The sequence below is a fragment of the Mesorhizobium sp. AA23 genome, from assembly GCF_001672435.1.
In the GTDB taxonomy this organism is placed as follows: domain Bacteria; phylum Pseudomonadota; class Alphaproteobacteria; order Rhizobiales; family Rhizobiaceae; genus Mesorhizobium.
In genome coordinates, this window is the sequence record NZ_LYTP01000023.1 from 117593 (window position 1) to 143142 (window position 25550).

General features: G+C 63.5%; 21 protein-coding genes and 1 pseudogene. 16 read left to right on the forward strand and 6 right to left on the reverse strand.

Features of this window, described 5'->3' with window-relative positions; translation table 11 throughout:
• Nucleotides 1–3: 3 nt before the first annotated feature.
• Together A9K66_RS17280 and A9K66_RS17285 are read left to right on the forward strand one after the other, a co-directional pair.
• Nucleotides 4–1041: a zinc-binding dehydrogenase gene (locus A9K66_RS17280; RefSeq protein WP_067325827.1), complete on the forward strand. Its 1038-nt coding sequence runs from the start codon at nt 4–6 to the stop codon at nt 1039–1041.
• A gap of 57 nt (nt 1042–1098) precedes the next feature.
• Nucleotides 1099–1563 (forward strand): hypothetical protein, encoded by a 465-nt coding sequence (locus A9K66_RS17285; RefSeq protein ID WP_197507487.1) that lies wholly within the window; start codon nt 1099–1101, stop codon nt 1561–1563.
• Between the two features lie 27 nt (nt 1564–1590).
• Here the strand turns inward: A9K66_RS17285 and A9K66_RS17290 are convergent, their stop codons facing one another.
• The 3 genes from A9K66_RS17290 to A9K66_RS17300 form a co-directional block, all read right to left on the reverse strand.
• The gene (locus A9K66_RS17290; protein ID WP_067325833.1) at nt 1591–4722 is read right to left on the reverse strand and encodes an efflux RND transporter permease subunit; all 3132 of its coding nucleotides are present in this window, start codon (nt 4720–4722) and stop codon (nt 1591–1593) included.
• Nucleotides 4719–5876, reverse strand: a complete 1158-nt coding sequence (locus tag A9K66_RS17295; protein ID WP_067325836.1) for an efflux RND transporter periplasmic adaptor subunit — start codon at nt 5874–5876, stop codon at nt 4719–4721. The genes A9K66_RS17290 and A9K66_RS17295 overlap by 4 nt, the downstream gene beginning before the upstream one ends.
• A gap of 246 nt (nt 5877–6122) precedes the next feature.
• Nucleotides 6123–6953, reverse strand: a complete 831-nt coding sequence (locus tag A9K66_RS17300) for a MurR/RpiR family transcriptional regulator (protein WP_067002767.1) — start codon at nt 6951–6953, stop codon at nt 6123–6125.
• A 146-nt stretch (nt 6954–7099) separates the two neighbouring features.
• On the opposite strand from A9K66_RS17300, the gene A9K66_RS17305 reads away from it, so the two are divergent.
• From A9K66_RS17305 to A9K66_RS17370, 14 genes are all read left to right on the forward strand, one after another.
• A complete protein-coding gene (locus A9K66_RS17305; RefSeq protein WP_067002583.1) occupies nt 7100–7918 on the forward strand; it encodes an N-formylglutamate amidohydrolase in 819 nt (272 codons plus the stop codon).
• A gap of 22 nt (nt 7919–7940) precedes the next feature.
• Complete coding sequence (locus A9K66_RS17310; RefSeq protein WP_067325840.1) at nt 7941–9497, forward strand: amino acid permease; 1557 nt, start codon at nt 7941–7943, stop codon at nt 9495–9497.
• An 87-nt stretch (nt 9498–9584) separates the two neighbouring features.
• A complete protein-coding gene (locus tag A9K66_RS17315; protein ID WP_067325846.1) occupies nt 9585–10955 on the forward strand; it encodes a glutamine synthetase family protein in 1371 nt (456 codons plus the stop codon).
• Nucleotides 10956–11026: 71 nt separating this feature from the next.
• The gene (locus tag A9K66_RS17320; protein WP_067325849.1) at nt 11027–11437 is read left to right on the forward strand and encodes a hypothetical protein; all 411 of its coding nucleotides are present in this window, start codon (nt 11027–11029) and stop codon (nt 11435–11437) included.
• On the forward strand, nt 11427–11843 hold the full coding sequence (locus A9K66_RS17325; RefSeq protein WP_067325851.1) for a type II toxin-antitoxin system VapC family toxin: 417 nt from the start codon (nt 11427–11429) through the stop codon (nt 11841–11843). The genes A9K66_RS17320 and A9K66_RS17325 overlap by 11 nt, the downstream gene beginning before the upstream one ends.
• A 24-nt stretch (nt 11844–11867) precedes the next feature.
• Nucleotides 11868–13253, forward strand: a complete 1386-nt coding sequence (locus A9K66_RS17330; RefSeq protein WP_067325854.1) for an aldehyde dehydrogenase family protein — start codon at nt 11868–11870, stop codon at nt 13251–13253.
• An 18-nt stretch (nt 13254–13271) separates the two neighbouring features.
• Nucleotides 13272–14444: an iron-containing alcohol dehydrogenase gene (locus A9K66_RS17335; protein ID WP_067325857.1), complete on the forward strand. Its 1173-nt coding sequence runs from the start codon at nt 13272–13274 to the stop codon at nt 14442–14444.
• Nucleotides 14445–14685: 241 nt separating this feature from the next.
• The gene (locus tag A9K66_RS17340; RefSeq protein WP_067002568.1) at nt 14686–15792 is read left to right on the forward strand and encodes an ABC transporter substrate-binding protein; all 1107 of its coding nucleotides are present in this window, start codon (nt 14686–14688) and stop codon (nt 15790–15792) included.
• Nucleotides 15793–15857: 65 nt separating this feature from the next.
• Complete coding sequence (locus A9K66_RS17345; protein WP_067325859.1) at nt 15858–16772, forward strand: ABC transporter permease subunit; 915 nt, start codon at nt 15858–15860, stop codon at nt 16770–16772.
• Nucleotides 16769–17560 carry an ABC transporter permease gene (locus tag A9K66_RS17350; protein ID WP_067002564.1) on the forward strand — a complete coding sequence of 264 codons (792 nt, stop codon included), beginning with the start codon at nt 16769–16771 and terminating at the stop codon, nt 17558–17560. Before A9K66_RS17345 ends, A9K66_RS17350 begins: the two co-directional genes overlap by 4 nt.
• 27 nt (nt 17561–17587) lie before the next feature.
• Entirely contained in the window at nt 17588–18652 is a 1065-nt protein-coding gene (locus tag A9K66_RS17355) for an ABC transporter ATP-binding protein (protein ID WP_067325862.1), read from the forward strand.
• A 184-nt stretch (nt 18653–18836) separates the two neighbouring features.
• Entirely contained in the window at nt 18837–20387 is a 1551-nt protein-coding gene (locus A9K66_RS17360) for a sodium:proton antiporter (protein ID WP_067325865.1), read from the forward strand.
• A gap of 112 nt (nt 20388–20499) precedes the next feature.
• Nucleotides 20500–21417: an endonuclease/exonuclease/phosphatase family protein gene (locus A9K66_RS17365; protein ID WP_067325867.1), complete on the forward strand. Its 918-nt coding sequence runs from the start codon at nt 20500–20502 to the stop codon at nt 21415–21417.
• A gap of 7 nt (nt 21418–21424) precedes the next feature.
• The gene (locus tag A9K66_RS17370; protein ID WP_067002559.1) at nt 21425–22270 is read left to right on the forward strand and encodes an EamA family transporter; all 846 of its coding nucleotides are present in this window, start codon (nt 21425–21427) and stop codon (nt 22268–22270) included.
• Here the strand turns inward: A9K66_RS17370 and A9K66_RS17375 are convergent.
• The 3 genes and pseudogenes from A9K66_RS17375 to A9K66_RS17385 all read right to left on the reverse strand — a co-directional run bounded on the left by A9K66_RS17375 (nt 22257) and on the right by A9K66_RS17385 (nt 25540).
• Nucleotides 22257–23510, reverse strand: a complete 1254-nt coding sequence (locus A9K66_RS17375; RefSeq protein WP_082953939.1) for an MFS transporter — start codon at nt 23508–23510, stop codon at nt 22257–22259. The two genes, A9K66_RS17370 and A9K66_RS17375, sit on opposite strands and share 14 nt — an antisense overlap.
• Nucleotides 23511–23584: 74 nt before the next feature.
• A pseudogene (locus A9K66_RS17380) lies at nt 23585–23901 on the reverse strand (Dabb family protein).
• 10 nt (nt 23902–23911) lie between these two features.
• Complete coding sequence (locus A9K66_RS17385; protein ID WP_067325870.1) at nt 23912–25540, reverse strand: GMC family oxidoreductase N-terminal domain-containing protein; 1629 nt, start codon at nt 25538–25540, stop codon at nt 23912–23914.
• Nucleotides 25541–25550: the final 10 nt, after the last annotated feature.

A 25550-nucleotide genomic window follows, 5' to 3' on the forward strand; every position in this document is an offset into this window, starting at 1 on the left:
GCCATGACGCTTCCATCGGAAATGCGAGGCTTGCTGCTTGTCGGCGACGGCTACAGCAAAACGCCTTCGGCCAGCGTGCCGGAGGCGATGGAGCCTTATTTGAAGCCCGGCAGCATTGCCGTGCCGGCGCCTGGTCCGACACAAGCGCTGATCAAGGTCAGTCTCGCCTCAATCAACCCGTCCGATATCGCCTTCATCACAGGGCAATACGGCCAGCCCCGTGTGCAGGGCCGGCCGGCCGGATTTGAGGGCGTCGGAATCGTGGCCTCGACTGGCGACGATCCATACGCAAAAAGCCTTGCGGGCAAGCGCGTCGCCTTCGCCACCGGCGTGTCGAACTGGGGCGCCTGGGCAGAATACGCGGTTGCCGAGGCGGCTTCCTGCATTCCACTGCTCGACACGGTGCGCGACGAGGACGCCGCGGCGATGATCGTCAATCCGCTGACCGCCTTAGCCATGTTCGACATCGTCAAGCAGGAGGGTGAGAAGGCCTTCATCATGACTGCCGGCGCCAGCCAGCTCTGCAAGCTGATCATCGGGCTGGCGAAAGAGGAGGGTTTTAGGCCGATCGTCACCGTGCGCCGCGACGAGCAGATCCCGCTGCTGAAAGGGCTGGGCGCCGCCCATGCGCTCAACGAGAAGGCGGCGGATTTCGAGGCCGCGCTGCGCGAGGTGATGAAGGCGGAGCAGCCCCGCATCTTCCTGGACGCAGTGACCGGACTGCTTGCCTCGGCCATCTTCAACGCCATGCCGAAGCGCTCGCGCTGGATCGTCTATGGGAGGCTCGACGCCGAGCCGACTGTCATCCGCGAGCCCGGCCAACTGATCTTCCAGCACAAGCGCATCGAAGGCTTCTGGCTGGCCGAATGGATGCGGCAGTTCCGCGACCGGCTCGGCCCGGCGGTGCTGGAGGCACAGAAGAGATTTTCCGACGGGCGCTGGTCGACGGATGTGACAGCGGTGGTGCCGCTGGACGAGGCGATGGCCAGGCTGTCGGACGAGCTGGCCAAGCCGAACGGCAAGGTGTTTGTTAAGCCCTGATCAAAATAACTCGAGGTCGCGTCTATGAGGCTACGGTGGTTTGTCGGATTCGTCCTGGTGTCAATGGCAGGTCCATTTAGTGCCGAGGCCGCCGACAAGTTCCCGCCCATTTGGCGCAAGTCGATGACCAATGATCCGGGTACGAACTATTTTCTCAATAAATATTCGGCCTCTTTGAATGATCCAGCATCGACCGCAATTAGAAATATCATGCTGGCGCGCGTCGTCGGCTCTGAATGCCAGTCATCGCGGCTCAGCAAGGCCAAGGTCAGGGCCTATCGCAATAGCATGCTCGGCTCGCTTTCGTCGGATGCGATGAAAGCGGCTGCATTCGCAGCCGGCAGCGAATTGCGCAACTTCGACTATGAAACGCTCGCGCATCTTTGTGCCGGCATCGATTATCAATTTGGGCCGAAAGGAGTGCTCATAGCGGGAGCCGTTTCGTCTGGCAAAGGCGAGCCAAGATATCCCTACGATCAGCGCAATCCATACATTCGGCTGCCCGATTTCACCGGCAAGTAGCTGAGCTGCCTGGCTCGTGCCTGCGCACTATTCCGCCGGCTCGACATTGGCATAGGCGGCTTGCTCGAGTTCGCGCTTCACGCGGGCTTCCTCATGCGCCTTGGGCGTGACGAAGCGGCCAAGCAAGAGATAGGCGACAGGGGTCAGGAAGAGCGTGGAGACGGTCGCCAGGCCAAGGCCGCCGACGATCACCCAACCGAGCGCCACGCGCGCCTCGGCGCCTGCGCCCGAAGCCAGCACCAGCGGCACGCCGCCGAGCACGGTGCAGATCATCGTCATCATCACCGGGCGAAGGCGAATGGTGGCAGCCTCTTCGATCGCCTCGCGCACGCCAAGCCCGCGGTCGCGCAGCTGGTTGGCAAACTCGACGATGAGGATGCCGTTCTTGGCCATGACGCCGACCAGCAGGACCAGGCCGATCTGGCTGTAGGCATTGAGACTGGTGCCCGACAAAAGCAGCGCGAAGATGGCGCAGGCGAGCCCGAGCGGCACTGTCGCCATGATGATGACGGCGCTGACGAAGCTCTCGAACTGGGCCGCCAGCACCAGAAGAATGATGACCAGCGCGAAACCGAAGATGGTCGCCATGGCGCTGTTGCTCTCGCCGAGTGTCGCCGCCTCGGCCAGCGGCACGATCCGCGCGTCCGACGGCAGCAGCGGTGTTGCGATCTCCTCGGCGCGGGTCAGCGCATCGCCGAGCGCGAAGCTGCCGCCGAGACTGGCGGTGATCGCCACCGACGGCTGCTGCTGCTCGCGAGTCAGGGACGGCGGCACGGCGCGCTCGGTCAGCGTGGCGATGGTCGACATCGGCACGAAGCGGCCGTCCGACGTTTTCAGGAAGATGTTTTCCAGATCCGTCGGATCGTTGATCGGATTGGTGGTCGAGACCAGCTTCACGCCATAGCTGCGGTCGGCGATGTAGACGTCGACGACATCGTTGCCGTCGAGCATCGCCTGCAGCGTGTCCGCAAGCCCGGTGATGTCGATGCCGAGGTCGGAGGCGCGCTCGCGGTCGATGGCAACGGCAAGCTGCGGCTGCGTAAGGTCGACGGAAAGTCGCGGTGATTGGAAGCGCGGATCCTGCCGCATTTCCTCGACGATCTGCACCGCCGCCGCGCTTAGCGCCTTGCGGTCGTTGCCGACCAGGGCGAATTGCAGGCCGCTGCCCGCGCCGCGGATGCGAAGGCTGTTGGGCTGAACCGGGAAAACGCGGACGCTTGGCACCTGCTTTGTCAGGCGGCTGATCTCGGCCATGATCTCCTGCTGGCTGCGCGTCCGCTCGGCCCACGGCGCCAGCGTCATCACCATGAAGCCGCTATTGTAGGCGCCGTTGTTGCCGGCATTCGCGAAGGTGCTGCGGATCTCGCCGGAATCGCGCAAAGGCTGGATCAGCCGCTCGATCTTGCGCATCTGCTCGGTCGTGTAGTCGAGGCTGACTCCTTGCGGCGCGTTGATGCGCAGCAAAACGACGGCGCGGTCTTCGGTCGGCGTCAGCTCCTGACGTATCGTGCCGAACAAAGTGAAGGCGGTGCCAGCGAAGAGCATAGCGACGAGCACTACGATCCAGGGGGCGCCGAGGCAGGCATGCAGGCAGCGCTTGTAGAGCCGATGCAATGCGCCGCCGATGCGAGCGCCCACGCCGCTGCCACCTTCGTGGTGAAGAGAGGCGCTGGTCAGCATGCGCGAGGCGAGCATCGGGCAGAGCGTCAGCGCCACGACGCAGGAGAGCAGTACCGACATCGCCAGCACGAAGCCGAACTCGCGAAAGAGCCCGCCGGTCTGTCCCGGCAGGAAGGAGATCGGCACGAAGACGGCGACCAGGGTCAGCGTCGTGGCAACGACGGCGAAGAAGACTTCCTGGGTGCCGAGCACGGCGGCCGCTCGCGGCCCCATGCCCTCGTTGCGGCGGCGCACGATATTTTCGAGCACGACGATGGCGTCGTCGACGACGAGGCCCGTCGCCAGAACCAGCGCCAGCAGCGTCAGGATGTTGATGGAAAAGCCGGCGAGGTAGATCGCGGCGATGGTGCCGATCATGGCGACCGGCATCGACAGGCCCGGGATCAGCGTCGCGCGCCAGTCGAGCAGGAAGGCGTAGATGACGATCAGCACGATCGAGACGGAAAGCGCGAGCGCGATCTCAACCTCGTGCACAGCGCCGTTGACGAAGACGGCATCGTCGCTGGTGACCTTGATCGACATGCCTTGCGGAAGGTTTGCCTGGAGCTTCTCCACGGCGGCCCTGACGCCGGTCGATATATCGAGCGTGTTCGATTCCGCCTGGCGGATGATGCCGAGGCCGATGCCGGTTTTGCCGTCGGAGCGCAATGAGGTCTGGCCGATGTCGGGGCCGAGCGTCACGGTCGCGACGTCGCGGATGCGCGTCGCGCCGCCGATGACGATGCTCTCGAATTCCTCCGACGTGGTCACGTCGGCCGTCGTGCGCACGACGAGGTCCTGGTTGGTGGTGGTGATCGAGCCGGCCGGGGAATCGAAGGCGACGGAGGCGAGCGCCTTGCGCAAATCCGCCACGGTGAAGCCATGGCTTGCCAGCTTGTTCTGGTCGACATCGATGCGGAAGATCTTGTCGCGGTCGCCGGATACCTGGACGTCGGCGACTCCTGGAACGGCGGCGAGCTCGTCCTCGATGCGGTCCTGGACCAGCACCGTCATGTCCTGCACCGACATGGTGTCGGACGTGACCGCCAGCCGCATCACCGGGTCGGAATTGGCGTCGGCCTTGACGATGCGCGGCGCATCGGCGGTCTCGGGCAGTTGGTTGGTGATGCGGCTGACGGAATCGCGGACATCGGAGGCGGCTACATTGAGATCGACGCCGTCGCTGAACTCGATGGTGACGCGGCTCTGGCCGAAAGATGAAGTCGACGAGATCGACTTGACACCCGAGACGCGCGCGACGGCGCCCTCGATCGGGTCGGTCAACTCGCGGTCGACGGTTTCGGCGGCCGCGCCTTCGAAGGTGGTGTTGACGGTGATGACCGGGCGGTCGACATCCGGCAGTTCGCGGATTTCGACGCCCCAGAAGGCTGCGAGGCCGGCGACCGCGATCAGCGTGTTGAGCACGAAGGCCATGACCGGCCTGCGGATAAAGAGCGCGGTCAGGCCCGATCCCGCGGTCTGGTCGCCGGCGGCGCTCATGAGCCTTCGGCCGCGGTGGCGCGGTCCTCGCCGGCGATCCGGACGTCGCCGCCTTCGCTGACACTCTCCGTGCCTTCGGTCACCACCATATCGCCGCTCTCGACGGGAGCATCGATCAGCACCGTCTCGGTGTTGCGCTGGATGATGCGCACCGGCACGCGCTTTGCCTTGCCGTTTTCGACGGTCCAGATATAGGCGCCGTCGGTGCCCCACTGGATGGCCAGTGGGCTGACGGCCGGATAGGTGTCGCCGGGGAATTTCATGGCGATCTGGAACGACATGCCGGCGCGCAGCGAATCCGGCGGGTTGGCGATCGTCGCCTTGACGAGCAGCGTGCGGCTGTTCTCGTCGATATGGTTGTCGATGGCCGAAACCGTGCCGGAATAGACCTGGTTGGGGTTGGCCAGCGGCGTGGCCGACAATCGCTGTCCGACCTTTACAGCGGCGGCGAAACGCTCCGGCACCCAGAAATCGACCAATATGCTCGAGCGGTCGTCAAGCGTGGCGATCGCCGACTGGCTGGTGACATAGTTGCCGGCGGCGATCGGCAGGATACCGACAGTGCCTTCGATAGGCGCGACGACCGAGCGGCGCTCGAGCGCGAGCTCGGCATCGCGCAGCGCCAGCTTGGCATTGGCGAGCGCCACCTCGGCATCCGCGACGGCAACTTGCGTGGCGGCATTGGAGGCTCGCAGCGACTTGACCCGGTCGAGCTTCGCCTGGGCGTCGTCGAGCGCGACCTTGGCACGGTCGCGCGCAATCACTTCCGTCTCCGAATCGAGCCTGGCGATGACATCGCCTTTTTCGACATGGGTGCCGGACTGCACCGGCAGTTCGGTGAGGCGGCCGGAAGAGTATGGATTGACAGTGACTGTCGCATTGGCGCGGCCGGTCCCGATCGCCTGAAGCCTGTCGTTGATGGTGGCGGTGCCGGCAGGGGAGGCGACAATGGTCACGATCTGGCCGGCGCGATTGCGACCGGACCGGACAGAACCGCTCTCGATGCTTCCCGTGGCGGGGGGCGTCGCCGCAATCGCCCAGTCCATACCCCAGCGTGCCAATACCTCAGGCGCGCCGGGATAGAAGCGCGCCCAGGCGGCCGCAGCGGCAACCACGATCACCAGCGCAAGAACAATCTGTTTCCAGCTCGACATTGACACTCCAGCGGCAGAATCGTCCGCCGGTTCCAGGTGGAAGCAGGCTGAGCGACGATACGGCGTGAGAGCGATACCGGCCACGCCACATCATAATATCAGCGTTTTATGGCAATTATCACGCAAACGTGCACATTAAATCTCGGTAACGTGAAGCGGGATCATCGCTTCGGTCCCACCTTTTGCCGCAATTTGGGGGACGCCGGCCGCCATTCGGTTAAAGGAAAACCGAACGGACGGAACTGCCTAGCGCAGGCTCTCCAGGTCGCGGATGCGCTTGGCGCCGGCGGCTTCGAGCTGCCTCGTGACCGCGCCGATTAGCGTTTCGGCGACGACAAAGAGGGCGGCGGACGAATCCCAGGCCGAAGGCACGGCGGTACGCCCGGCGATCACATGGCGGGCGAAGCGGGCGATCGGCGAGAGCCACTGATCGGTGAAGAGCACGATCTGGACGCCGCGCTGGTGCGCCTTCTCGGCAAAGCGGAGCAGACTTTCCTGGTAGCGCCTGATGTCGAAGATAACCAGGACGTCGCGCTTGCCCATGTCAATCAGCCGGTCGCGCCAGATGCTCTCCTGGCCGGCGAGGTGGTAGACGTCTGGCTGGATGATGGCGAGATGGGCTGCCATGTAGCGCGCGAGCGGATCGGTGAAGCGGCCGCCGATCAGAAAGGTCTTGCCGCGGCGCTCGGCAAGCCGTGCGGCAATGTCGGCCAACTGCTTGTCGGTAAGGTGCCGGAACGTCTCGCGCATGTTGTCGAGCGTCGCCTCCAGCATCGGCGAAACGGCGCCGCCATTGGCGGGCGACGCCGAGTTGAGCGTGCGAGAGGCCGGCGACTGCAATTGCGCGGCCAGTTCATCCTGCAGCGCCGACTGGAATTCGGGATAGTTCTGGAAACCTAACCTCGCGACGAAACGCAGAATCGTCGGTGAGGAGACTCCCGCCGCGGTCGAGAACTCGGCCACGGTCTTCAGCCCGGTCAGCGGATAGTTGGCAATCAGCGTCTGTGCGGCGCGGCGCTCGCCTGCCGGCATCGTGCCGATGCGGTCCGAAATCAGTTCGGCAATACTGGAGATCATCGTTTTCCCCACCCTTTGACCCGGTCGCCGCCGTTTTCGGAATTCCGCGTTTGACAAAGCCGCGTAAACTGTATGAAATCATTCACAGGGGCGCAATGAGGCAAATTACGTAACATAAGATACAGCGCTCCCGAGGGGACGGCAGTATGGAGAAAGCACGGCGCGCCAGCCTTGCACCGTCTGAGACCGTGAGGGTGACCAACCCCGGCGGCTCGAGCCCCTTCGTCCTCACCTGCGATCACGCCTCGAACTTCCTGCCCGCCGAATTCGGAACGCTCGGGCTGCCCGCCGAGGATCTCTCCCGGCATATCGCCTGGGATCCGGGCGCGCTGCCGGTCGCCAGCCGGATGGCCGACGCGCTCGACGCCACGCTGGTCGAAACCCGCATCTCGCGCCTGGTGATCGACTGCAACCGCCCGCTCGACGCGCCGGACCTCGTGCCGCCGGTCAGCGAGGCGACGGCCATTCCGGGCAATTCGAATCTCTCCGGCAAGCAGCGCGCGGAGCGGATCGATCTCGCGTGGCGTCCGTTCCACGACACGATCGCTGAGATCATCGAGCAGCGGCTGGCGCTCGGCCAGGAAACGCGCCTGGTGTCGGTGCACTCCTTCACGCCGGTCTATAAGGGCAGGACCCGTCCCTGGCATATCGGCATCATCCATGACGACGATCGCCGGCTCGCCGCGCCGCTGATATCGGCGCTCAAGCGGCTCTCCGGCGTCACCGTTGGCGTCAACGAACCCTATTCGCCGGCCGACCGCGTCTATTTCACGCTGGAACGGCACGCGCGCTCGCGCGGCCTTGCCTGCGCGATGATCGAAATCCGCAACGACGAGATCTCCGGCGAGACCGGGCAGCGGAAATGGGCGGATCTGCTCACAGGCATATTCTCGAATCTGGAGCCCGAGGAGGCCAGGGGCTCCCGACAACGCGCAATGGGAAAGTCAGTACAGTCGGCCAGCTAAGAAACCACAGGGGACTTCCAACATGGCAGCAAATGACTACACCGAAGTCGACAAGGCTGAGGACATACAAGTCCTCCACAGCATGGGCTATGCCCAGGAACTGGAGCGACGCCTCAGCCGCTTCTCGAATTTCGCGGTTTCCTTCTCCATCATCTGCATCCTGTCCGGCGGCATCAACTCGCTGGCGCAGGCGACCTCCGGCGCCGGCGGCATCGCCATCGGCATCGGCTGGCTGGTGGGCTGTTTCGTGTCGCTCACCTTCGCGGTCGCCATGTCGCAGATCAGCTCGGCCTATCCGACGGCCGGCGGCCTCTATCACTGGGGCTCGATCCTCGGCAATCGCGGCACCGGCTGGGTTACCGCCTGGCTCAACCTGCTTGGCCTGATCACCGTGCTCGGCGCCATCAATGTCGGCACCTGGACTTTCTTCGTCGGCGCTTTCGGGTCGGCGCTGGGCATTGAAAACAACCTGACCACCCAGACGATCTTCCTGGTCATCATCACCGGCGCGCAGGCGCTGATCAACCATCTGGGCATCAAGCTGACGGCAAAGCTCACCGACTTTTCGGGCTATCTGATCTTCTTCGGCTCGATCCTGATCGCGGTGGTCTGCCTGCTCTCGGCCGAGACCTGGGACTTCAGCCGCCTCTTCACCTTCCACAACTACTCAGGCGATGCCGGAGGTGGCGTGTGGCCGCAGGTCTCGAACGCCTGGGTCTTCGCGCTGGGCCTCCTGCTGCCGATCTATACGATCACCGGCTATGACGCCTCGGCGCACACGTCGGAGGAAACCATCAAGGCGGCTTCTTCCGTGCCGCGCGCGATGGTCATGTCGGTCATCTGGTCGGCGCTGTTCGGCTACCTGTTCCTGGCTGCCTTCGTGTTGATGATCCCGAACATGGACGAGGCCGCCAAGCAGGGCTGGAACGTGTTCTTCTGGGCCTTCGACCAGCGCGTCGGAACCGGACTGAAGGAGTTCGTCTATCTCGTCGTGTTCCTGGCACAGCTGCTGTGCGGCCTTGCCACCGTCACTTCGGCCTCGCGCATGATCTTCGCCTTCTCGCGTGACGGCGGCCTGCCCGGCTCGGCAGCGCTTTCCAAGGTCAGCCCGACCTATCGCACGCCCGTGGCGGCGATCTGGACAGCCTCGATCCTGTCGGTGCTGTTCGTGTGGGGCTCGTCGGTGGTCTCGGTCGCTGGCACCTCGGCCTACACGATCGTGGTGTCCTGCACCGTCATCTTCCTGTTCCTCTCCTTCACCGTGCCGATCGTGCTCGGCATGATGGCCTGGGGGACGCCGAAGTGGGACAAGATGGGGCCGTGGAACATGGGCCGCGGCATCTTCATGCTGTTCGGTCTGCTCTCGATCGTGTCGATGATCCTGATCTTCGTCATCGGCATCCAGCCGCCGAACGACTGGGCGCTCTACATCACCGTCGGCTTCTTCATCCTGACGGCGGTCGTCTGGTTCGCCTTCGAGCGCAACCGCTTCCAGGGGCCGCCGCTCGGCGACATTATCGCGGCGCGCCAGGCGGCGATCAAGGCGGCAGAGCAGGCGGTCGGCGAGACCGGCCACTGATATCGAACATCATCGCTCTGGCCGGCGTCACGCCGGCCAGAGCTTCGTTTCTCCCTTTCAATCGACAAGTGTTGGAGTGCCAAAGGAATGGCCGGGAATTTCTCGTTCGATCAGTTGAAGAAAGCGGTCTCGAACGGCGAGGTCGACACGGTGCTGGCCTGCATCGTCGACATGCAGGGCCGGCTCGCGGGGAAGCGCTTCCTGGCCCAGTATTTCGTCGATTCCGCGCATGGCGAGACGCATGGCTGCAACTATCTGCTGGCCTGCGACATCGATATGGAGCCGGTGCCAGGCTACAAGGCGGCGAGCTGGTCGAAGGGTTATGGCGACTTTGTCATGAAACCCGACCTGTCGACGTTGCGGCGCGTCCCATGGCTGGAGAAGACGGCGCTGGTCATCTGCGACGTGCTCGATCATCACGACCATGAGGACCTCGCGCATTCGCCGCGCGCGATCCTGAAGAAGCAGGTCAAGCGCCTGAGCGAGCGCGGCTATATCGGCTACTTCGCCTCCGAGCTCGAATTCTACCTGTTCAGCGAAACCTATGAATCGGCGCGCAGGAAGCACTGGCAAGGGCTCGACAGCGCTTCGCCCTATATCGGCGACTACCAGATCGGCATCACCACCAAGGAAGAAGGCGTCATGCGCCGGCTCCGCAACGAGATGGAGGCAGCCGGTATCCCGATCGAAAATTCCAAGGGCGAGTGGGGTCCGGGCCAGGAAGAGATCAATGTGCGCTATGCCGAAGCACTGGAGATGGCGGATCGCCACGTCATCCTGAAGAACGGCGCCAAGGAGATCGCCGATTCCGAAGGCAAGGCCATCTCCTTCATGGCCAAGTACAATTACGGGCTCGCCGGCAATTCCAGCCACATCCATAATTCGCTGTGGAGCGCCGACGGCGGGACGCCGCTGTTCTTCGACAAAAACGCCGAATGGACGCTGTCGAGCCTCGGTCAGCAATGGGCGGCCGGCCAGCTCAAATACGCCAAGGAGTTCACCTGGTTCCTGGCGCCGTACATCAACTCCTACAAGCGCTTCCAGGCCGGCACCTTCGCGCCGACCAAGATCATGTGGAGCGAGGACAACCGCACGGCGGGATTCCGGCTGTGCGGCGAGGGTACCAAAGGCATCCGCATGGAATGCCGCATCGGCGGCGCCGATCTCAACCCCTATCTCGCCTTCGCCGCGCTGATCGCGGCCGGTCTCGCCGGCATCGACGAGAAGCTGGAGCTGCAGAAGCCGTTTGTCGGCGACGCCTATCAGGCGTCGCAACTGCCGGAAATCCCGAAGACGCTGCGCGATGCCACCGAGACGCTGGAAGCCTCCACGATGCTGAAGCAGGCCTTCGGCGAGGAGGTGATCGAGCACTATGTCCACACCGCCCGCTGGGAGCAGTTCGAATACGACCGCCGCATCACGGATTGGGAACTGCACCGGGGGTTTGAACGCTACTAAAGCTGTAGTCGAACGTTGACTGAACCTAACTAAAGCTGTAGTCTTGGCTGGTTGAGTTCGGGAGCGTGAGAATGGGAAAGTATTCGCCTTTGCGTTCGTATCTTATGGCTCAAACCGGCGAGCGGGTTCCGATGTCGTTCAGCGACATCGAGAAGCTGCTTGGCGAAAAGCTACCGGCGTCCAAGCAGTATCCTGCTTGGTGGAGCAATAACCCCAGCAACAATCCAATGACAAAGGAGTGGCTGGCTGCGGGGTTCCAGACTGAGTCCGTCAATATAGCGGACGAAAATCTGGTCTTTCGGCGCGTTCAGCCAGGTTCCGGCACTTCAAAGGGGTTCGGCGAATCGGCTCAGGCCGAGATCGGCGGGACACCGACACGGCACCCGATCTTCGGCTGCATGAAGGGAACGCTTACTATCCTCCCAGAGGTCGATCTGACGGAGCCTGTCGAGCAGTATTGGGGCAAGGTCTATGAAGACTGAGAACCTTCTGTTGGACACTTGCGCGGTCATCTGGATTTCGCAGGACGAACCGATAGCCGATGCGGCGACAACGGCTATCAGCAAGGCTCCTCAGTCCGGCACGCTGAACGTATCGGTCATGTCGGCATGGGAGATGGGCATGCTGGTGTCGAAGGGCAGGTTGCCGTCCACGAAGACGCCCGACCGTTGGTTCGACGAGTTCGTTGAGGCGGCGGCCGTCACAGTGGAAGGGGTGACGCCACGTATTCTCATAGCGGCCTCCTACCTCCCAGGTGTCGTTCACAGCGATCCAATGGATCGAATTCTGATAGCGACCGCGCGGGAGCGCGATTTGACTATCGTAACCCGTGACAAGGCCATTTTGGCCTATGCCGCGCAGGGTCATGTCAGAGCCATCGCCTGCTGAAAGAGTCAATTTGGAGACGTCTTCTTGGATACCGTAAAACTCAAATCACCCATCGACGGCTCGATCTACGCCGAGCGGCCGGTCGCGACGGATCAGGCGATCAATGCGGCGGTAGAGCGCGCCAGGGCGGCGCAGGAGAAATGGGCCGAGACACCGGTCGCCGAGCGCGGCAAGTACATGCTGGCGATGCTGGAAGCGCTGGTCGGCATCAGCGACGAGATCGTGCCCGAGATCGCCTGGCAGATGGGGCGGCCGGTGCGCTATGGCGGCGAGTTCGGCGGCGTCAAGGAACGCACCAGCTACATGGTCGAGATCGCGGAAGCTGCGCTGAAGCCGATCATGGCCTCCAATCCGAAGGACGGCTTTCGCCGCTATGTCAAGAAGGTGCCGCTCGGCGTCGTGCTGGTGATCGCGCCGTGGAACTATCCTTATCTCACCGCGGTCAACACGATCGTGCCGGCGCTGATGGCCGGAAGCGCGGTCATCCTCAAGCATGCGGCGCAGACGCTGCTGGTCGGCGAGCGCTTCCAGCAGGCGTTCGACAAGGCGGGCCTGCCGAAAGGCCTGTTCCAGAATCTGGTCATGAACCACGACCAGACCGAAAGGCTGCTCGGCTCGGGCAAGATCGATCATGTCAACTTCACCGGCTCGGTCGCCGGCGGCCGCGCCATCGAGAAGGCCGCGGCCGGCACCTTCATGACGCTCGGCCTCGAGCTCGGCGGCAAGGATCCGGCCTATGTCCTTCCCGACGCCAAAATGGACCATGCGGTCGCCAATTTGGTCGACGGCGCCTTCTACAATTCCGGCCAATGCTGCTGCGGCATCGAGCGCGTCTATGTGCACGAAAAGGTCTATGACGAGTTCGTCGAAGGTTTTGTCGCCGAGACCAGGAACTATGTCGTCGGCAATCCGCTGGAGCAGGCGACGACCATGGGTCCGATGGCGCAGGCACGCTTCGCCGACCTGATCCGCGAGCAGAAGGCAGAGGCGCTGCGCAAGGGCGCCAAGGCGCACATCGCCATGAAGGTGGAAAACGACAGGCCGGGCTCGCCCTATCTGGCGCCGGAAGTGCTGACCGGTGTCGACCACCAGATGAGCGTCATGCGCGAGGAAAGCTTCGGGCCGATCGTCGGCATCATGAAGGTGCGCGACGACGAGGAAGCCATCGCGCTGATGAACGACAGCCCCTATGGGCTGACGGCCTCGATCTGGACGCGCGACACCGAGCGCGCCGTGGCGATCGGCGACCGGGTCCAGACAGGTACCGTGTTCATGAACCGCTGCGACTATCTCGATCCGGCGCTGGTCTGGACCGGCGTCAAGGACACCGGCAAGGGCGCGGCGCTGTCCGCCATCGGCTACGACAACCTGACCCGGCCGAAATCCTATCACCTGCGCGAAGCGATCTGATTTTTCGAAAGACAATCCATGTCCAAGCTCACCTCCAAATGGAACTACCCCACCACCGTCCGCTTCGGCGCGGGGCGCATCAAGGAACTGCCGGACGCGCTGGCTGCGGCAGGCATCAAGCGCCCGCTTTTCGTCACCGACCCGGGGCTGGCGAAGCTGCCCGTCGTCGCTTCGACGCTGAAGATCCTCGACGATGCCAAGGTGCCTTATGGCGTCTTTTCCGAGGTGAAGCCGAACCCGGTCGAGTCCAACCTGACCGCCGGCATCGCCGTTTTCAAGAACGGCAAGCATGACGGGGTCGTCGCTTTCGGCGGCGGCTCGGCGCTCGACCTCGGCAAGCTGATCGCCTTCCAGGCCGGGCAGACGCGTCCGGTATGGGATTTCGAGGACATCGGCGACTGGTGGGCGCGCGCCAACTCGGATGCGATCGCGCCGATCATCGCGGTGCCGACCACGGCGGGCACCGGTTCCGAGGTCGGCCGCGCCGGCGTCATCACCAATGAAGAGACCCACACCAAGAAAGTCATTTTCCACCCCAAGCTTCTGCCGGCGATCGTGATTGCCGATCCGGAGCTGTCGGTCGGCATGCCGCCCTTCATCACGGCCGGCACCGGCATGGACGCGCTCGCCCACTGCCTCGAAGCCTATTGCGCGCCGGGCTATCATCCGATGGCCGACGGCATCGCCGTGGAAGGCATCCGGCTGGTGTTCGAGAACCTGCCCAAGGCCTTCGCCAACGGCAAGGATCTGGTCGCCCGCGCGAATATGATGAGCGCGGCCGCGATGGGCGCGGCCGCCTTCCAGAAAGGGCTGGGCGCCATCCACTCTCTGTCGCATCCGATCGGCGCGCTCTACGACACGCATCACGGCATGACCAATGCGGTGTTCATGCCCTATGTCCTCGCCTTCAACCGCGATGCGATCGAGGATCGCATCGCGCGGCTCGCCGCCTATTGCGGCATCAAGGGCGGCTTCGATGGCTTCGCAAAAGCCGTCATTAAATTGCGCAAGGAGCTCAAGGTGCCGCATGCGCTGCCCGGCCTGATCAAGGGCCTCGACATGGACAAGAACCGCAAGACACTGATCGCCGACATGGCGGTGGTCGATCCGACCGCCGGCGGCAATCCGGTCAAGCTCACCAAGAAAGGGGCGCTTGCTCTGCTCGAAAATGCCATCGTAGGGTCTGTGTAAACCAATTTGCAGCGGAAAGTTGATCTGGAAACGAGGGGAAAGGAAAGGGCAACGGGCGGAATGCAAGGAGGAGAATAATTAGCCGGAAAAAGAATCGCGAAGCGATTGCTACAGCCGGTTAAAGAGAGTTTACTTTTTCGTGTTGCGGGGTGCCGCTTTCACAAAGCTTTCATCTGGCTGTCACACGAAAACGATACCGCATCGCAGGCGTCCAATGGCGTCAGTTCAACGGAGAGAACACATGTTCAAATTCACGGGGAAAGTGCTTTCCCTTTCGGCCGCGGCGCTGTTTGCGTCGACGGTGATTTCGTCCGCCGACGCGATGGACGATCTCGTCAAGGCGGCGAAAGCCGAGGGCCAGCTCACCACCATCGCGCTGCCGCACGACTGGTGCGGCTATGGCGACGTCATCGCCGGCTTCAAGGCGAAGTATCCGGAGATCACCGTCAACGAGCTCAACCCGGATGCAGGCTCCGGCGATGAGATCGAGGCGATCAAAGCGAACAAGGACAACAAGGGCCCGCAGGCACCTGACGTCATCGACGTCGGCCTGTCCTTCGGTCCGTCCGCCAAGAAGGACGGCCTGATCCAGCCTTATAAAGTCTCGACCTGGGATTCTATTCCGGACAGCGCCAAGGACGCTGACGGCTACTGGACAGGCGACTATTATGGCGTGCTCTCGTTCCAGGTGAACAAGGATCTGGTCAAAGAATCGCCGACCGACTGGGCCGACCTGCTGAAGCCTGAATTCGCCAACTCGGTTGCCCTTGCCGGCGATCCGCGCGCTTCGAACCAGGCTATCCAGGCCGTCTACGCCGCCGGCCTTGCCAGCGGCGCTGCCGCTGGCGAAGCCGCAGGCACTGCTGGGCTCGAGTTTTTCAAGAAGCTCAATGCCGCCGGCAACTTCGTGCCGGTCATCGGCAAAACCGCCACGCTCGCCCAGGGCCAGACGCCGATCCTCGTCACCTGGGACTACAACGCGCTCTCCGGTCGCGACACGCTGAAGGGCAATCCCCCCGTTGACGTCATTGTGCCGAAGACCGGCGTTGTCGCCGGCGTTTACGTGCAGGCGATCAGCGCTTACGCGCCGCATCCGAATGCGGCCAAGCTTTGGCTGGAATATCTCTACTCCGACGAAGGCCAGATCGGCTGGCTGAAGGGCTATTGCCACCCGATCCGCTTCAACGATCTCGCCAAGAACGGCAAGGTTCCGGCGGATATGCTGGCGAAGATGCCTCCGGCCGAGTCCTATGCGGCCGCGGTGTTTCCGACGCTCGATGAACAGGGCAAGGCGAAAGAAGCCATCACCAAGAACTGGGACGCCGTTGTCGGCGCCAATGTGAAGTAAGCATCAATATGGTCCGGGCGGCCCGATGGCCGCCCGGACTCCTTCCCAAAAACGGTAGCCGGCGCATGACCGATCTCTCGGTTTCCAATCAGGCAATTGCAGGCAAGGCCGCGCCCCCCGGCGAAGCGCGCGCAATGCGGCTGCCGACGCAATGGCTTGGCGTAACGCCGTTCTTCGTCTTCGCCGTCATGTTCCTGATCCTGCCCACGCTCTACTTGATGCTGGGCGCCTTCCAGAACGAGTCGGGCGAGTTCACCTTCGCCAACATCGTCGCGCTTTTTTCGGCCAACATCGTTGCCGCCTACTGGATTTCGATAAAGGTCAGCCTGGCGTCATCGCTGATCGGCGCCTTCGCCGGTCTTGCCATCGCCATCGCCATCGTGCGCGGAGGCCTGCCCAACTGGATACGGTCGGGGACGCTGACGTTTTCCGGTGTCGCGTCCAATTTCGCCGGAGTGCCGCTGGCTTTCGCCTTCATCGCGACCCTAGGCCGGCTGGGCCTCGTCACCGTGCTTCTCAACACGCTGGTCGGGTTCAACATCTATGCGCATGGCTTCAACCTGCTGTCGTTCTGGGGTCTGACGATCACCTATGTCTATTTCCAGATCCCGCTGATGGTGGTCATCATCGTGCCGGCGATCGACGGACTAAAAAGGGAATGGGGCGAAGCCGCCGCCACGCTCGGCGCCACCCAGGCGCAATACTGGCGCTTGGTGGTAATCCCCGTGCTGTGGCCAAGCTTCCTCGGCACCGTGATCCTGCTCTTCGCCAATGCCTTCGGGGCGATCGCCACCGCCTATGCGCTGACCGGGTCCTCGCTCAACATCGTGCCGATCCTGCTCTACGCCCAGATCCGCGGCGACGTGCTGCACAATGCCCATCTCGGTTACGCGATCGCCTTCGGCATGATCGTCATCACCGGGCTTGCCAACATCTTCTACATCTGGTTCCGGACGCGCTCGGAGAGGTGGCTGAAATGAAATCCGGCAGGTTCTGGGCCTGGGTCGTCTTTGTCCTCGGCGCGGCGTATTTCTTCATCCCGCTGATCGCGACGATCGAGTTCTCGCTGCGCATGCGCCGCGGCGTCTATTCCCTGGACGCCTACAAGGTCGTGCTCGGCGACAGCCAGTTCCAGGCGACCTTCATGTTTTCGGTGGTCGTCGCCATCTTCACCATTCTCCTCGGCGTGCTGATCGTCGTGCCTACGGCCTACTGGATCCGCCTTCGCATGCCGCAGATCAGGCCGATCGTCGAGTTCATCACGCTGCTGCCGCTGGTGATCCCGGCCATCGTCATCGTCTTCGGCTATATCAGGATGTATGGGTCGAATTCGCCGCTGCCGTTCCTGGCAACCAATCCAGGCGCGAATGCTCTGCTGGTCATCGGCTATGCAACGCTTGCACTGCCATACATGTACCGCGCCGTCGACACCGGGCTTCGCACCATCGACGTGCGCACGTTGACGGAAGCGGCGCAGATCCTGGGTGCCGGCTGGGGCACGATTATCAGCCGCGTGATCCTGCCCAATGTGCTGATCGCGGTGCTTTCGGGCGCATTCCTGACCTTCGCCATCGTGATCGGCGAATTCACCATGGCCAGCCTGCTCAACCGGCCGGCATTCGGCCCGTATTTGCAGAATCTTGTGGCCAACCGCGCCTATGAGCCGGCGGCGTTGTCGATCATCGCGTTCGTCATAACCTGGGGCTGCATGTCGCTGATCCAGATCTTGTCCCGTTTCGCGCCGAAATCGGCGAACCGCCCCAATTGAGCGAAGTACCGACCGAAAGAAAAAGCCATGGCCGAGCCGTTCCTCTCCATCCAGCATGTGCGAAAGTCCTTCGGCGCCACAACCGTGGTCGAGGATTTCAACCTCGATGTCGCGCCGGGCGAATTCGTCTCCTTCCTCGGTCCGTCCGGCTGCGGCAAGACGACGGTGTTGCGCATGGTGGCCGGCTTCGAGGAGCCCTCGGCCGGCAAGATCGTGGTTAGCGGCAAGGACATCACCAGGCTGAAGCCCAACCAGCGCAATATCGGCATGGTGTTCCAGGCCTATGCGCTGTTTCCCAACCTCACTGTGGCGCAGAATATCGGGTTCGGACTGAAGGTGGCGGGCATGCCCAGGGCGGCCATCGATTCCCGTGTCGCGGAGATGCTCGACATCATCAGGCTGCCGCAGATGGCCGACCGCTATCCCTACCAGCTCTCCGGCGGCCAGCAGCAGCGCATCGCGCTGGCGCGCGCCATTGCGCCGAAGCCGAAGCTTTTGCTGCTCGACGAGCCGCTGTCGGCGCTGGACGCCAAAGTGCGCATTTCGCTGCGAGAGGAAATCCGCTCGATCCAGAAGAAGCTCGGCATAACCACCATCTTCGTGACGCATGACCAGGAAGAGGCGCTGTCGATCTCCGACCGCATCGCGGTCATGTATGGCGGCAAGGCCGAACAGGTCGGCACGCCGTTCGAGATCTACAACCGGCCGGCGACCAAGTTCGTTGCCAATTTCGTCGGCACGCTCAACGTCCTGGAAGGCAAGGTCACCGATGCCGCGTCCGGCAAGGTGCGGGTCAACACGCAGGAAGTCTCGCTGAAGGGCAAGCTCAACGGCTCGAAGTCTGGCGACACGCTGTCGCTGGCGCTGCGGCCCGAAGCGATTTCGCTCGGACGCCAGCCCGGCCACGACACCAGCCTTTCGGGCGAGATCGCCGAAGTGCATTTCCTCGGCTCGGTCATCCGGGTGCGCGTCGGCATCGGCGGCAACACGGTATCGCTCGACACCTTCAACAACTCGGCGACGCCGCCGCCTGTCGTCGGCGAGAAGGCGGACATCTCGTTCTCGTCGGGCGACATGCTGGTGCTGCACTAGGGTGAATGGTGAATAGTGAATAGTGAATGGTAGTCAGCGAAGAGAGCACTTTACGTGCTCGAATTGTTCTGATGATGCTATTCACCATTCACCATTCACCATTCACCATTCACCGTTCGCCATTCACCATTCACCATTCGTTTTTTGCAGTGCCAAAGGCCTGGTTCCATCGCTACGATGAGTCATGGCGCTTTTCGAGCTCACCCTCATTCTGCTTCTGATCGCCGTCGGGCTGACGACGTTGTCGCGATGGCTGGGGATACCTTATCCCTCCCTGCTGGCCTTGGCCGGAGTGGGGATCGCCTTTCTGCCAGGTGCGCCGACCATCGAGATCGATCCGGAACTGGCGCTTGCCCTGTTCATCGCGCCGGTGCTTCTCGATGCCGCCTATGATACGTCGCTGCGCGACCTGAAGCGCTACCGGCTGTCGCTGGTGCTGCTGGCGTTGGGCGCGGTCGTCTTCACCACCGTGGTCGTCGCCTTCGTCGGCTGGAAGATGGCAGGTCTGCCGATCGCGGCGGCGATCGCGCTCGGCGCCATCGTCGCGCCGCCGGACGCCGTGGCGGCGAGCGCCGTGCTTGGCCAGTTCAAGGTGCCGCACCGCCTCAACGCCATCCTGCAAGGGGAGAGCCTGCTCAACGACGCCACGGCACTTCTGATCTACCGCATCGCCGTTTCGGCCGCGGTCGGCTCGGTCATGCTGAGCGATGCGGTGCCGGTGATCCTTCTGTCGACGGTCGGCAGCGTCGCCGCCGGCTATCTGTTCGGCCGCCTCTCGCTGCTGACGCTGACGCGCATCGAGGATGCGGCAAGCAGCACCGTGGTGCAGTTTGCCGGAACCTTTGCCGTCTGGATCATCGCCGACAGGATCGGCCTTTCCGCCATCATCACCATCGTCGTCTATGCCATCACCATCGCGCGCACCGCGCCGCGCCAGATGTCGGCCAGACGCCGCGTCAGCACCTACTCGGTCTGGGAGTCGGCAGTGTTCGTGCTCAATGTGCTGGCTTTCGTGCTGATGGGCCTGCAGGCCCGGTCGATCGTCGGCAGGCTCTCCGGCGATGGGCAGGGCGATGAATTTGTCTTCGCCGCAACGGTGCTGGCCGTTGTCATCGTGGCACGCCTCGTCTGGGTGTTTGGCTACGTCGCGATCATACGGCGGTTCGCCCGCTTCGACAGCAAAGAGCAAAGGCGGGATGCGCCGACATTCGGGGGCGCCTTGCTTGTCGGCTGGTGCGGCATGCGTGGGCTGGTGAGCCTGGTGGTGGCCATTGCACTGCCGGCCAATTTCCCTGGCCGGGACCCGATCGTGCTTGCCGCCTTCGCGGTCGTGCTCGGCACGCTGGTGCTGCAAGGCATGAGCTTGAAGCCGCTGCTGCGCTGGCTCAATTTCGAAGAGGATACGACGATAGATCGCGAAGTGGCGCAGGCACGCGTTGCCATCATGGAAGCCGCGCTCGACGTCCTGAGCCGCAAGACGTCTGCCGCTGCCGACGTCGTGCGCGAGCAGTACGAGGCCCAACGCAAGATCGCCGAGAATCCTGAGGATGCGCAGGCGGCCACCGAATACGACCGGCTGCGCCTCTATGCCATCAAGCGGCAGCGCGATAGGCTCGAAGAATTGCGCCGCGACGGTACGATCGGCGACGAAGCCTATCACCGTCTGGAAGAAGAAATCGACTGGTCCGAGCTGGCAGCATCGCCGGCGGGGCGGTTCCAGTCGCTCACGACCTAGACGATGCCAGGGTCGGCGGTCATGACTGGACCATTCCGCACGTCGATGGCGTCCATTGCAACGCGATGGCCGAGGCGCTAGTGCCGTGGCCGGATATTCAGCCGGTTAATCGATGAAGCTGGTCAGCTACAACATCCAGTACGGCTACGGCAGCGACGGCCGCTACGATCTGGTGCGCGCCGCGCGCCTCGTCGACGGCGCCGACATCATTGCCCTGCAGGAAGTGGAGCGGCACTGGCAGCGCAGCAACGGCGACGACCAGCCGGAAATCCTGTCCAGGCTGCTGCCCGACTATCACTGGGTCTACGGTCCGGCCTTCGACATGGACGCCAGCGAAAAGCGTGATGGGCGCATCGTCAACCGCCGCAGGCAGTTCGGCACGATGCTTCTGTCCAAGCTGCCGATCGTCTGGTCGCGGCTGCATGCGCTGCCGCTGCGCCGCACGCTCAAGCCCCTCAACACGCGCAACGCCGCGCTGGAGTGCATGATCCGGACGCCGGCGGGATCGGTGCGGGTTTTCTCGCTGCATCTTGCCCATATCGCGGCCGAAGAGCGGCTGGAGCAAATCGACTATCTGCTCGCCGAACAGCGCCGCGCGCCGTCCGATGGCGGTCCCTGGAGCGGCGCCGATGACGAGCCGCAGCGCAACTGGGCGAATGGCGAGCCGGAGCCGGAAAACCCGCTGGCGGCGATCTGGCTCGGCGATTTCAACATGGAGCCGGGAAGTGCGGAATACCGGCGCATCGTCGGCAGCACGCCCTATCATCGCGGCGCCGTCTATATCGACGGGTTCGTCGATGCCGCAGCCGTCGCCGCCAAGCCGGTGGCGGACTTCCACACGCATGAAAAGATCATCGAGGGCAAGCTGGCGAAACGCCGGCTCGATCATTGCTTCGTTGGCGGCGTGCTGGCCGGGCGGGTGCGTTCCGTGAGCGCCGATATCGGCGAAGTGGCCTCCGACCATTTCCCGCTCAGGGTCGATATCGATCTGGAAACGCCAGGCATCGCCGCTAGGCTTGCAGGCGGGTGAGGCGGGCATGACGCTTTTCGTCTTCCTCGCGGTGCTGTCGGCGGCCGCCATGCACGCGATCTGGAACGCGCTGGTCAAGGTGCACCTCGACCGCTTCCTGTCGATCACCTTGATGACGCTCGGCATGGGGGCTGCGGCGCTGCTGGCGCTGCCTTTCGTTGAAGTGCCGAAAGCCGAGGTCTGGCCATTCATCCTCGCCTCGGTCTTCTTCCATATGGGCTACCGGACGTTTCTGATCGGCGCTTACAAGGCCGGCGATTTCGCTCAGACCTATCCGCTGGCGCGCGGTACCGCGCCGCTGCTCTCCGCGCTCGGCGGCATCGTTCTGCTCGGAGAGATACCGGCGCCACTCTCCATCTTCGGCATCGTGCTTCTGTCGGCAGGCACGCTGGTCATGTCGTTTCGCGGCGGTGTGCATCTTGAACGGTTCAATCTGCGCGCCGTCAGCTTCGCGCTCGGCACATCGATCTTCATTGCCAGCTACACGCTGTCGGACGGCAGCGGCGCGCGGCTGGCGGCAACCGCGCAAAGCTATGCGGCCTGGCTGTTCGTCTGCGATGCGCTCTGGGCGCTGGTGCTGTGCATCGCCTTTCGCGGGCCACAGTCGCTGCCCCTGCTGGCGCGGGACTGGAAGGCAGGCCTCTTCACCGGCGTGCTCAGCGGCGCCGCCTACTGGATCGTGATGTGGGCGATGACCAAGGCGCCGATCGCCTCGGTGGCGTCGCTGCGCGAGACCTCGATCCTGTTCGCCATGCTGATCTCGGTGCTTGCGCTGGGCGAGAAGATGACGGCATGGCGCGCCGCCGCGGCGCTGGGCATCGTCGCGGGCGTGGTCGCGCTCAGACTGGGCTGACTTCCCGGTCGATCACGGTCATGACCTCGCCACGCTTCTCGGGGCTGAAGCGGATCACGACGATGATGCAGACGGCGACCACGCCGGCAAACAATGCCAGCGCATAGCCATAGCTGCCTCCCCGCGCTTCGGCGATGCCGGCCTGATACGGGCCGCCATAGGAGGCCGCCAGATTGCCGGCCTGGTAGATGAAGCCAGGCAAGGTCGCCCGCACGGAGCCCGGCGATAGCTCGTTGAGATGCACCGGAATGACGCCCCAGGCGCCTTGCACCGCCACCTGCATGATGAAGGCGCCGAGCGCCAGCATGAAGGGCGTCGTCGTATAGGCCCAGAGCGGAATAGCCGGCAGGGCAATGACGCAGGCGAGCGTGATGGCGTTTATGCGCCCGATCTTCTCCGACAGCGCGCCGAACGCCAGACCGCCGACAATGGCGCCGATATTGGCGACAATGGTGATCCAGCTCACCGTGTGCGGATCGAAGCCGTGCTGCTTCTTCAGGAAGGTCGGGTAGAGGTCCTGCGTGCCATGGCTGAAGAAGTTGAAGAACATCATCAGCACCACGGCATAGAGCGCGATGCCCCAGTGCTTCTGCAGCGTTACGAGAAGACCCGGCCGCGCCTGCGCCCGGCCTGAGACGAAGGCGGGCGATTCAGGCACGTGCGAGCGGATGAAGAGCACGATCAGCGCCGGCACGAAGCTCAGCAGGAACATGGCGCGCCAGCCGAAGGTGAAATCGCCGATCTTCTGGCCGTAGAGCAGCCCATAGACAACTGCCGCCAGCAGATATCCCGCCGGATAGCCGCATTGCAGTATGCCCGAAACCATGCCGCGGGCGCTGGGCGGAATGGATTCCATGGCGAGCGAGCTGCCAAGGCCCCACTCGCCGCCCATCGCGATGCCGAACAGCGCCCGAAGCGCCAGGAAGATGCCGAGATTGGGCGAGAAGGCCGCCAGCGCCCCGATCACCGAGTAGCTGACGATGTTGAGCATCAGCAGCGGTTTGCGCCCATATCTGTCGGCCAGCATGCCGAACAGGAACGCGCCGATGAATCGCGTGGCCAAGGTCAGGAACAGCGCCTTGGAGACCGCCGGGACATCGGTATGGAATTCAGCGGCGATATCGGTGAGCAGGAATGTCAGAAGGAAGAAATCAAAAGCGTCGAGCGTCCAGCCCAGGAAAGATGCGAGTACGGTTTTCTTCTGCTCCGAGGTGAGACTCAAATCGCTGCTCCTTTGCATCCGCGAAAGGAACGATATGTTCCATGCAGTGCAAAAAAGAACGGGTTATTTGCCGGTTTCCGATCAACCGGCGGTCACATTTCCGTAAACTCCAAGTCGAGGACCATCAGCCCGTCGGTGCCCCCTTCGAGCGCCGCTACCAGGCGAGCGCCGGCGCGCTGATGCGCCTCGTGCGCCAGTAGGCGTCGCGGGCGGCAGCATCGCGGAAATCGATGGTAAAGCCATGGCCGAAACCGCGCGCGAACGGCTCCGGGCTGACCTTGGCGCTGAAATGAACCTTGCCCATGCCGTCGATGGCCGGGCGCAGCGCTTCGAGATCGGCGTGAATCGCGGCGCGCTCGGCGGCGGAGGTGCCGTCGCCGAAGCGGACAAAGACGCAGTGGCGGATCATTGTTCTCCCCTCAAGCCGCCTTATTGCCCTTGAACACGGCCGGCGGCAGCGGCTCGCGTCCGAGGATCAGATCGGCGCCCTTCTCGCCGACCATGATGGTCGGCGCATTGGTGTTGGAGGAGGGGACACGCGGCATCACCGACGCGTCGCAGACCCGCAGGCCGTCGATGCCGCGCAGCCTGAGATCGGGCGTCACCACAGCCAACGCATCATGTCCCATGCGGCAGGTGCCGACGGGATGGTGATCGGTCTTGGACGCGCGGCAGGCATAGTCGAAGAGGTCGGCGTCGCTTTGCAGGGCAGGGCCGGGCAGCACCTCGCGCAGCACAAAAGGCTGCAGCGCCTTCTGCCGCATGATCTCGCGCGCCAGCCGCAGTCCCTTGATCGACATGTCGCGATCGTAGGAATCGGACCAGTAGTTCGGGTCGATCAGCGGATGATCGGCGGGATCGGCGCTCTTCAATCGCACGGTGCCGCGCGAGCGCGGGCGCAGGAAGGCGGAGTTCAGCGTCACGCCGGGATTGTTCAGCTTCTCGACCCCAGCCTCGATGCCGGAGCCGAGACCGAGATGGAACTGGATGTCGGGCGAGGCGGCGGTCGGATCGGCGTACCAGAAGCCGCCGGTCTCGAACAGGCTGGATGCGACAGGGCCCTTCTTCAAAAGCACGTATTGCAGGCCGGCCCACATCGTGCGGTGCAGCTTGGCATAGTTGTCATAGGTGTGGTCGCCGGTGCATTCGGCGATCACGAACAGGTCGAGATGGTCCTGCATGTTGGAGCCGACGCCGGGCAGGTCGTGGACCGGCGTGACGCCGACCGACTTCAGATGGTCGGCCGGGCCAATGCCGGATTGCATCAAAAGCTTCGGCGAGCCGATGGCGCCGGAGGAGACGATCACCTCGCGTTCGGCGCGCAGGATCGTCTTCTCTCCGCCCGGCCTGTCGACGATCTCGACGCCGATGGCGCGGCCTTTCTCGACGACGACGCGGGTGACGAGCATATCGGTCCTGACCGTCAGGTTCTTGCGGGCGCGGATAGGCTTCAGATAGGCGACCGAGGCGGAGGAGCGCCGCGCGTCCTTCTGGGTGAGCTGGTAATAGCCGACGCCTTCCTGGCTGGCGCCGTTGAAATCCGGATTGAAGGGGATTCCCATCTCCTGGCCGGCGCGGAAATAGGCCTCGCAGATCGGCAGCGGCGAGATCGGGTTGGAAACGCCGAGCGGCCCTTGGTCGCCGTGATAATCGTTGGCGAAGCGCTGGTTGTTCTCGGCGCGCTTGAAATAGGGCAGCACATCGCGATAGCCCCAGCCGGCCAAGCCCTCTTCCTTCTCCCAGGCGTCATAGTCGCGGGCGTTGCCGCGCGTGTAGATCTGGGCGTTGATCGACGAGCCGCCGCCGACAACCTTGGCTTGGGTGTACCAGAAGACGCGGTCCTTCATGTGCTTCTGCGGAACCGTCGACCAGCCCCAGGAAGCGATGCCCTTGGTCATCTTGGCGAAGCCTGCCGGCATGTGGATCAGCGGGTGCCAATCCTTGCCGCCGGCTTCGAGCAGCAGCACCGAATTGGTCGGCTCCTCGCTCAGCCGGTTGGCCAGCACGCAACCGGCCGGTCCGGCGCCAACGATGATGTAGTCAGCCATGGTTCCACTC

Excerpts from the sequence above, each read along its gene's own strand:
- A9K66_RS17280 (WP_067325827.1), top strand. The coding sequence starts at position 4 with ATGACGCTTCCATCGGAAATGCGAGGCTTGCTGCTTGTCGGCGACGGC.
- A9K66_RS17290 (WP_067325833.1), bottom strand. The coding sequence starts at position 4,722 with ATGAGCGCCGCCGGCGACCAGACCGCGGGATCGGGCCTGACCGCGCTC.
- A9K66_RS17295 (WP_067325836.1), bottom strand. The coding sequence starts at position 5,876 with ATGTCGAGCTGGAAACAGATTGTTCTTGCGCTGGTGATCGTGGTTGCC.
- A9K66_RS17300 (WP_067002767.1), bottom strand. The coding sequence starts at position 6,953 with ATGATCTCCAGTATTGCCGAACTGATTTCGGACCGCATCGGCACGATG.
- A9K66_RS17305 (WP_067002583.1), top strand. The coding sequence starts at position 7,100 with ATGGAGAAAGCACGGCGCGCCAGCCTTGCACCGTCTGAGACCGTGAGG.
- A9K66_RS17310 (WP_067325840.1), top strand. The coding sequence starts at position 7,941 with ATGGCAGCAAATGACTACACCGAAGTCGACAAGGCTGAGGACATACAA.
- A9K66_RS17315 (WP_067325846.1), top strand. The coding sequence starts at position 9,585 with ATGGCCGGGAATTTCTCGTTCGATCAGTTGAAGAAAGCGGTCTCGAAC.
- A9K66_RS17320 (WP_067325849.1), top strand. The coding sequence starts at position 11,027 with ATGGGAAAGTATTCGCCTTTGCGTTCGTATCTTATGGCTCAAACCGGC.
- A9K66_RS17325 (WP_067325851.1), top strand. The coding sequence starts at position 11,427 with ATGAAGACTGAGAACCTTCTGTTGGACACTTGCGCGGTCATCTGGATT.
- A9K66_RS17335 (WP_067325857.1), top strand. The coding sequence starts at position 13,272 with ATGTCCAAGCTCACCTCCAAATGGAACTACCCCACCACCGTCCGCTTC.
- A9K66_RS17340 (WP_067002568.1), top strand. The coding sequence starts at position 14,686 with ATGTTCAAATTCACGGGGAAAGTGCTTTCCCTTTCGGCCGCGGCGCTG.
- A9K66_RS17345 (WP_067325859.1), top strand. The coding sequence starts at position 15,858 with ATGACCGATCTCTCGGTTTCCAATCAGGCAATTGCAGGCAAGGCCGCG.
- A9K66_RS17350 (WP_067002564.1), top strand. The coding sequence starts at position 16,769 with ATGAAATCCGGCAGGTTCTGGGCCTGGGTCGTCTTTGTCCTCGGCGCG.
- A9K66_RS17355 (WP_067325862.1), top strand. The coding sequence starts at position 17,588 with ATGGCCGAGCCGTTCCTCTCCATCCAGCATGTGCGAAAGTCCTTCGGC.
- A9K66_RS17360 (WP_067325865.1), top strand. The coding sequence starts at position 18,837 with ATGGCGCTTTTCGAGCTCACCCTCATTCTGCTTCTGATCGCCGTCGGG.
- A9K66_RS17365 (WP_067325867.1), top strand. The coding sequence starts at position 20,500 with ATGAAGCTGGTCAGCTACAACATCCAGTACGGCTACGGCAGCGACGGC.
- A9K66_RS17370 (WP_067002559.1), top strand. The coding sequence starts at position 21,425 with ATGACGCTTTTCGTCTTCCTCGCGGTGCTGTCGGCGGCCGCCATGCAC.
- A9K66_RS17375 (WP_082953939.1), bottom strand. The coding sequence starts at position 23,510 with ATGCAAAGGAGCAGCGATTTGAGTCTCACCTCGGAGCAGAAGAAAACC.
- A9K66_RS17385 (WP_067325870.1), bottom strand. The coding sequence starts at position 25,540 with ATGGCTGACTACATCATCGTTGGCGCCGGACCGGCCGGTTGCGTGCTG.